The organism is Sphingomonas echinoides ATCC 14820, assembly GCF_000241465.1.
Lineage (GTDB): Bacteria > Pseudomonadota > Alphaproteobacteria > Sphingomonadales > Sphingomonadaceae > Sphingomonas > Sphingomonas echinoides.
The window spans coordinates 3,882,581-3,889,807 of the sequence record NZ_JH584235.1 but is presented as its reverse complement, the minus strand read 5'-3'; the positions used below and the strand labels follow the sequence as shown (position 1 = coordinate 3,889,807).

4 protein-coding genes and 1 tRNA gene are annotated in these 7,227 nt (G+C 65.2%); all 5 read right to left on the bottom strand.

Annotated features, from left to right (window positions below; genetic code table 11):
* Positions 1-76: 76 nt before the first annotated feature.
* Positions 77-1,678: a carboxyl transferase domain-containing protein gene (locus tag ON00_RS17980; protein WP_010408375.1), complete on the bottom strand. Its 1,602-nt coding sequence runs from the start codon at positions 1,676-1,678 to the stop codon at positions 77-79.
* Between the two features lie 169 nt (positions 1,679-1,847).
* On the bottom strand, positions 1,848-2,999 hold the full coding sequence (locus tag ON00_RS17975) for an isovaleryl-CoA dehydrogenase (RefSeq protein ID WP_029623097.1): 1,152 nt from the start codon (positions 2,997-2,999) through the stop codon (positions 1,848-1,850).
* 158 nt (positions 3,000-3,157) lie between these two features.
* Positions 3,158-3,231: transfer RNA gene (locus ON00_RS17970), tRNA-Gly, on the bottom strand.
* 171 nt (positions 3,232-3,402) lie between these two features.
* On the bottom strand, positions 3,403-5,808 hold the full coding sequence (locus tag ON00_RS17965) for a glycoside hydrolase family 3 protein (RefSeq protein ID WP_245535604.1): 2,406 nt from the start codon (positions 5,806-5,808) through the stop codon (positions 3,403-3,405).
* A gap of 165 nt (positions 5,809-5,973) precedes the next feature.
* Complete coding sequence (locus tag ON00_RS17960) at positions 5,974-7,227, bottom strand: MFS transporter (RefSeq protein ID WP_010408369.1); 1,254 nt, start codon at positions 7,225-7,227, stop codon at positions 5,974-5,976.

Sequence of the window (7,227 nt, the reverse complement as noted above, 5' to 3'; positions counted from 1 at the left end):
CCTCCACCATTTGCCAGAAGAGGCAAATGGTCCCCCTCCCCGTGTCGGGGAGGATCGAGACGGCACCTCATCCCCATCACATGCGGAACACGCCGAACGCCGGGCGCTCGGGGATCGGGGCATTGAGCGTGGCGGCAAAGGCGAGGCCGAGCACGTCGCGGGTCTGCGCCGGGTCGATGATGCCATCGTCCCACAGCCGTGCGGTGGCGTACCAGGGGTTGCCCTCATCCTCATATTTCTGGCGGATCGGTGCCTTGAAAAACTCGGCCTCCGCCTCGCTCCAGCCGTCTGCGTGGCGGTGGACCGTCGCCAGCACCGACGCGGCCTGTTCGCCGCCCATCACGCTGATCCGGCTGTTGGGCCAACTGAACAGGAAACGTGGGCTATAGGCCCGTCCGCACATGCCGTAATTGCCAGCGCCAAAGCTGCCGCCGATCAGCACGGTGATCTTGGGCACGGTCGCGGTGGCGACAGCGGTGACGAGCTTTGCGCCATGTTTGGCAATGCCCTCCGCCTCATATTTGCCGCCGACCATGAAGCCCGAAATGTTCTGCAGGAACAGCAAGGGAATACGCCGCTGGCAGGCGAGTTCGATGAAATGCGCGCCCTTCTGCGCGCTCTCGCTGAACAGCACGCCGTTATTAGCAAGGATCGCGATGGGGATGCCCCAGATATGCGCGAAACCGCAGACGAGCGACGTGCCGTAGAGCGCCTTGAATTCGTGAAATTCGCTGCCATCGACCAGCCGCGCGATGATCTCATGCACATCATAGGGCGCACGCACGTCGCTCGGCACGATGCCGTACAGGTCCTCGGCATCGAAGCGCGGCGGGCGCGGATCCTTGAGGTTCACGCCCGCCTGGACCGGCGGTGCCAGGGTCGAGACGATATCGCGCACGATCGTCAGCGCATGCTCGTCATTTTCGGCAACATGATCGACCACGCCCGAGCGTCGCCCATGCGTGTCGGCCCCGCCCAGTTCCTCGGCCGAGATCACCTCGCCGGTCGCGGCTTTGACCAGCGGCGGCCCGGCGAGGAAGATCGTCCCCTGCCCGCGCACGATGATCGTCTCGTCGGACATGGCGGGAACATAGGCGCCACCCGCCGTGCAGGACCCCATCACGCAGGCGATCTGCGGGATGCCCTTGGCGCTCATATTGGCCTGGTTGAAGAAGATCCGCCCGAAATGATCGCGGTCGGGGAAGACCTCGGCCTGGTGCGGCAAATTCGCGCCGCCGCTGTCGACCAGGTAGATGCACGGGAGGTGGTTGGCCTCGGCAATCTCCTGTGCGCGCAGATGCTTTTTGACCGTCAGCGGGTAATAAGTGCCGCCCTTCACCGTCGCGTCGTTGCAGACGATCATGCACTGGCGGCCCGACACGCGCCCGATCCCGGCGATGACGCCTGCACCGGGGACCTCATCGTCATAGAGCCCATTGGCAGCGAGCTGGCCGATTTCGAGGAAGGGCGAACCCGGGTCGAGCAGCCGCTCGACGCGATCGCGGGGCAAGAGCTTGCCGCGCGCGGTGTGGCGCTCGCGCGACTTCTCGTTCCCGCCAAGCGCGGCCCGCGCGACATCGCCGCGCAGCCGCTCGACCAGCGCGCGGTTATGCGCGGCATTGGCGCGGAAGGCTTCGCTGTCGGGGGATAGCGCGGAGGTGAGAACAGGCGCGGTCACAGCCCCTCTCCCATCGGGAGAGGGAGGGAGCCGCGAAGCGGCGGAAGGGTGAGGGTGACCGACGCCATGTTCGGATCGCCCTCACCCTTCCCCCTCGGCGGTGCCGAGCGGGCCCCTTCCCTCTCCCAAAGGGAGAGGGAGTGTACGTCCGTGCGCACCACACACCCCATCACGCCGCCCCGATCAGTTCGCGGCCGATGAGCATCCGGCGGATTTCGTTGGTCCCCGCACCGATGTCGAGCAGCTTGGCATCACGGTAATAGCGTTCCACCGGCCAGTCCTTGGTATAGCCCGCGCCGCCCAAAGCCTGCACCGCTTCATTGGCAACGCGCACGGCATTTTCGCTCGCCAGCAGGATCGCGCCTGCGGCATCGAAGCGCGTGGTCTTGCCCGCATCGCAGGCGCGCGCCACGGCATAGACATAGGCCCGCGCCGAATTGAGCGCGACGTACATGTCGGCAATCTTGCCCTGCATGAGCTGGAACGCGCCGATCGGCTTGCCGAATTGCTGGCGTTCGCGGACATAGGGCACGACCACATCGAGGCACGCCTGCATCAGGCCGAGCTGGATGCCGGCGAGCACGGTGCGCTCATAATCGAGCCCGCTCATCAACACGCCGACCCCGCCATTGACCGGGCCCATGATGTTTTCTTCCGGAACCTCGCAATCGGTGAAGACGAGTTCGGCGGTGGGGCTGCCGCGCATCCCCATTTTGTCGATCTTCTGGCCGATCGCGAAGCCCGGCATGTCCTTCTCGATCAGGAAGGTGGTGATGCCGCGGCTGCCCTCGCCGGTCTTGGCGTAGACCACCAGCGTATCGGCATAAGTCGCATTGGTGATCCAGAATTTGGTGCCGTTAAGGACATAGCCCCCCTGCACCTTGTCCGCCTTCAGCTTCATGCCGACCACGTCCGACCCGGCACCGCTTTCGGACATGGCAAGGCTGCCGACATGCTCGCCCGAAATCAGCTTGGGCAGATATTTCGCCTTCTGCTCCGGATTGGCCCAGCGTGCGATCTGGTTGACGCACAGATTGGAATGCGCGCCATAGCTGAGGCCGACCGAGGCCGAAGCCCGGCTGATCTCCTCACACGCCACGACATGGTCGAGATAGCCCAGACCAAGCCCGCCATCGGCCTCCGCCACGGTGATGCCGTGCAGGCCGAGCGCGCCCATTTCGGGCCACAGGCTGTGCGGGAACCAATCCTCGGCATCGACCCTGGCCGCGATCGGCGCGATCCGGTCGGTTGCGAAGCGCTGAGTCGTATCGCGGATCATGTCCGCGGTTTCGCCCAGCGCGAAATCCATCTGGCCTATCATGTGCCTCTCCTCATCCTCGCTTTGCGCACCCGATAGCGCGTGTCGATTCAAATCGTAAGGCCTTGCGCCTGCAGCGATTGAACGCGAGGCGCGATGGAGAAGACAACGCCTGTCCAACAGCGTCCGGCGACGCGCACGAGCCTATTTCAGAGAGGAGTTGGAGCGGGTGAAGGGAATCGAACCCTCGTCGTAAGCTTGGGAAGCTTCTGCTCTACCATTGAGCTACACCCGCAAACCGACCGCCTGGCGAGCGATCCGAAGGGGGAATGCCCCCCTTACCGCGCGCCGCGTCGTCGATCCTGTGCCACTGGCACATTCGTAGCCGACAGGTCAACGCATTCTCAGCGATCGTTGGACGGTGCCGACGCAGAATTTGCCCGCGGATGTTGCGGACAGTCTCGGATCAAGAGCCGCCACACCGCAATACCGTATCGGCGACCATCCCGGTCGAGACGCGCGCCACGCTGATTTCCAGGGGCGACGCGGTGCGCAAAACGAAGGGCGCGGCGATCCGGGTCATCTCAGAGGCTTTGCCAAAGCATTTGAACGGAACCGCGATCGAGCGCCAGCTCCCGACGGGCAGCGCCGCCGCCGGAATGGCAACGGTCGCACCGCACCCTCCCCCGCCGCACGCGACCCCCAAGGTCACGTCCGCGCCAACCGGTCGATCGACCCGCAGCGTCGTGACCAGCATCACATCGCCATTGGTTTCGCGCCCGAGATCAAGCGGATCGGTCGCCTGCAAGGCGATCGTCTGCGGGCCGCCGCCTGCCAGCGAGAAGTGCCGAGCCCCTTCCTGCACGCCATAATCGACCGCCGTCACCGTCACCCGTCCGCCCAGCGCCTGCGCGGGCACGGTGGCGATGCGAGTCCCGGAACCGGTGCCGTCGCCGATCTGCAGCGAGAAGCCGGGGGTGGGCCGCCCCGCCGCGAAATAGACGCCGTCGGTGCCGGCGTCGGTGACGCCGGGATCCTCCGACAAAGGCTTCCACGCGGAGGTGGCTTCGCGTCCGCTCAGCCCATAGCCGAACGGAAACAGTGGCGCGTCGCCGGGCTTGGCGGTCATCGGCCAGGCGGCGGGCAATTTGCCGGTGAACGGTGCGGCGGCGGTCTTGGCGGCGAACAAGCGGTCGGCCACCCCCGCCCCTTCGGTGCCCGGCAACCACGCGACGACAAACGCGTCAGCGACATTCAGCTCGGGGTTCACGAACAGCGGGCGCCCGGTCAGCATCACCGCCACGACCGGAATCCCTTGCGCCTTCAACCGCCGCATCGTCTCCAGCGGCCCGCGCAAATCCGGGCGCAATTGCAGCGATTTGATGTCGCCCTGAAACTCGGCATAGGGCGTTTCGCCGAACACCACGATCGCGGCATCGGGTCGCGTCTTGAAGGTGCCGTCGGGCGCGAGTTCGGCATGACCACCGCCCGCCTTGACCGCGCTTTCAATGCCCGCCCACAGGCTGGTCGCGCCGGGGAATTTGCTATTGTCGAGCCCGGTGCCTTGCCAGGTGATCGTCCAGCCACCCGATTGCCGCGCAATATCGTCAGCCCCGTCGCCCGCAACCAGAATATTGGACTGCGGCTTCAGCGGCAGGACACCGCTGTTCTTTAGCAGTACCAGCGACTTGCCGACCGCCTCGCGCGCCACCGCGCGGTGCGCCGCCGCGCCAAGCACGTTCCAGTCGCCCGCAAGCGGACGCGTCGAGGGTTTGCCCGCCTCGAACAGCCCGAGCCGGAACTTCACGCGCAAAATGCGCGCAACGGCATCGTCGAGCCGCGACATCGGCACCGTGCCGTCTTTCACTTGCGCGAGCAAAGAGGCGTAAAGCGGACGCCAGCTATCGGGGGCCATATACATGTCGACCCCGGCGTTGATCGCCTGCGGGCAGCTTTCGTTGCTGCACCCGGCAATCTGGCCATGCGCGTTCCAGTCGGTGACGACGAAGCCGCCGAAATGCATCCGGCCCTTCAGCACATCGGTGACCAGCCCTTTATTGCCCGCGATCTTTTGCCCCTGCCAACTCGAGAAGCTGGTCATCACGGTTGCGACACCCGCACCGATCGCGGGGAGATAGGGCTTGCCGTGGATGTCGCGCAGGTCGGTCTCGCTGATCTTGGCATCGCCCTGATCATGCCCCTCAAAGGTGCCGCCATCGGCGAGGAAATGCTTGGTGCTCGCCAGCACGTGCGGACCCGCCAGGATGCGGCTGCCATCGGGCTTGCCCTGCAGGCCGACGATCATCCGCCCGACATAACTCGCGACCAGATCGGGATTCGAAGAATAGCCCTCATAGGCCCGCCCCCAGCGATAGTCCTGCGGCACGGTGATGGTCGGGGCGAAGGTCCATTCTTGGCCGGTGGTGCGAATTTCAGCGGCGGTTGCGGCACCGATCCGTTCGATCAAGGCGGGGTCGCGCATCGCCCCCAGCCCGATATTCTGCGGAAACAGCGTCGCGCCGATGATGTTGCTATGGCCGTGGACGGCATCGATCCCCCACAGGATCGGGATGCCCGATCCGCCCGCCGACCGATCGACCGACGCTTCATAAAAGGCATCGGCCAAGGCCAGCCATTTCGGCGCAAGCGCAAAGTCATCGCCGCCCGGCCCGGAATTGCCGCCATTGAGGATCGATCCGAGATGATAGCGACGGACATCGTCGGGCGTTACGCTGCCAATGTCGGCCTGGATCACCTGGCCGACCTTTTCCTCAACCGTCATGTGCTGGAGCAAGGCAGCGATCCGCGCCTCGTCGTCGCGCTTGGTCGCAACCGGCCAGACGGCCTCGGGCCAAAGTGCTGGGTGAACCACGGGGTTTGCCACCGGTGCCGCGGCCGGCAAAGCCGTTGCGCCAGCCACAACGGAAAATGCAGCGCAAACTGCAAGCCTCGGGATCATGCCCCCTCCTCCAGAAATCCGGTCATCCCCTGAACGGTGGATCCGTGGGGCGTTGTTGACAACGTTGACAAGGCGCTGTCAAGGCCTGTGGAGGATCGATCGCTCCTCCACGGGCGGGAAAAGAACCACCACCGCAACGGTGAGAAAGGCGACCGCTGCCAGGATCATGAGGATGGAACCTCGCGGCGCGAACAGCGCAAGCGCGATCAATTGCGGAGCAAGCGCCTGGGCCAGTTTGCGCGTGATCGTCGCCACCGCATAAACGCGCACTGCATAGCCGGCGGCATGCGCCTCCTGCTCGCACGCCGCGACAGCACCGGGGACGAGCGACCAGAACATCACCGACATGCCCTGAACCGCGATGATCGACAGCGTAATCCACACCAGCATTGGGGCCAGCCCCCGGCTGACCGAGGCCAACACGACCGCGAGAAACAACAGGACCGCGCCAAGGCGCAAGGTCCGCGCCTGCCCGATGCGCTCGGCCAGTCGACTCCACAGCGGCGCGGTCAGCAACAAGGACAAAGACGGCGTTAGCGCGACATAATAGCCGATATCGGCGGCCCCCACCTGATCGAACAGAAATAACAGCGATTTATTGAGCAGGGTGACCGCCAGCCCGACCATCAAAATCGTGGCCATCAACCGCCGCAGCGCGGACGATCGCGCGACCAGCGTAAACATCTCGGCGATGGTACGGCCCAGATGCAGGCGGGCGGTGGCCGGAGGTGCCACCCGCTCACGCGTGCCCCAGCTGGTCGCCAGAAAGGCAGGCATCGCCAAGGCGGCGAGAATCAGCGCGCCCAACCGAAAATCCGCCCCCCCGACTCGCCCGGTTGGCAGCAACGCGTATGTCAGCGCCGCGATCAGGCCACCAAGCGCCGCCCCCTGCATCCGTGCGCTGGTCAACACCAAATGATCGTTCGCATCGGGCGAAATGCGCGCCGTCAGCGCACCATAGGGAATATTGCCGATGCCATAGGCAAAGCGCAGCCCCAAATAGGTCACCAGCGCATATCCCGGGATCCAGGCCGCAGGGACCGGCGGCGGCGCGAACGCCAAGCATAAGAGCAACACCGAAAGCGGGCCGCCGACCGACACCCATGCGCGCAGCGGAACCCGCGGCGCGAGCCGATCGGCCACTGCGCCGACCAGCGGATCGGTCACCCAATCGACCGCAGCACCCGCGAGGAAGATGCCTGCGGCAATGCCCGGTGCCATGCCCAGATCGCGAATATAATAAAACAGCAGGTAGAGCTCGATCGACTGCCACACGAAATTGAAGCCAAGATCACCGGCCGCGTAATACCAGGATTCCCAACGCCTTAGCAT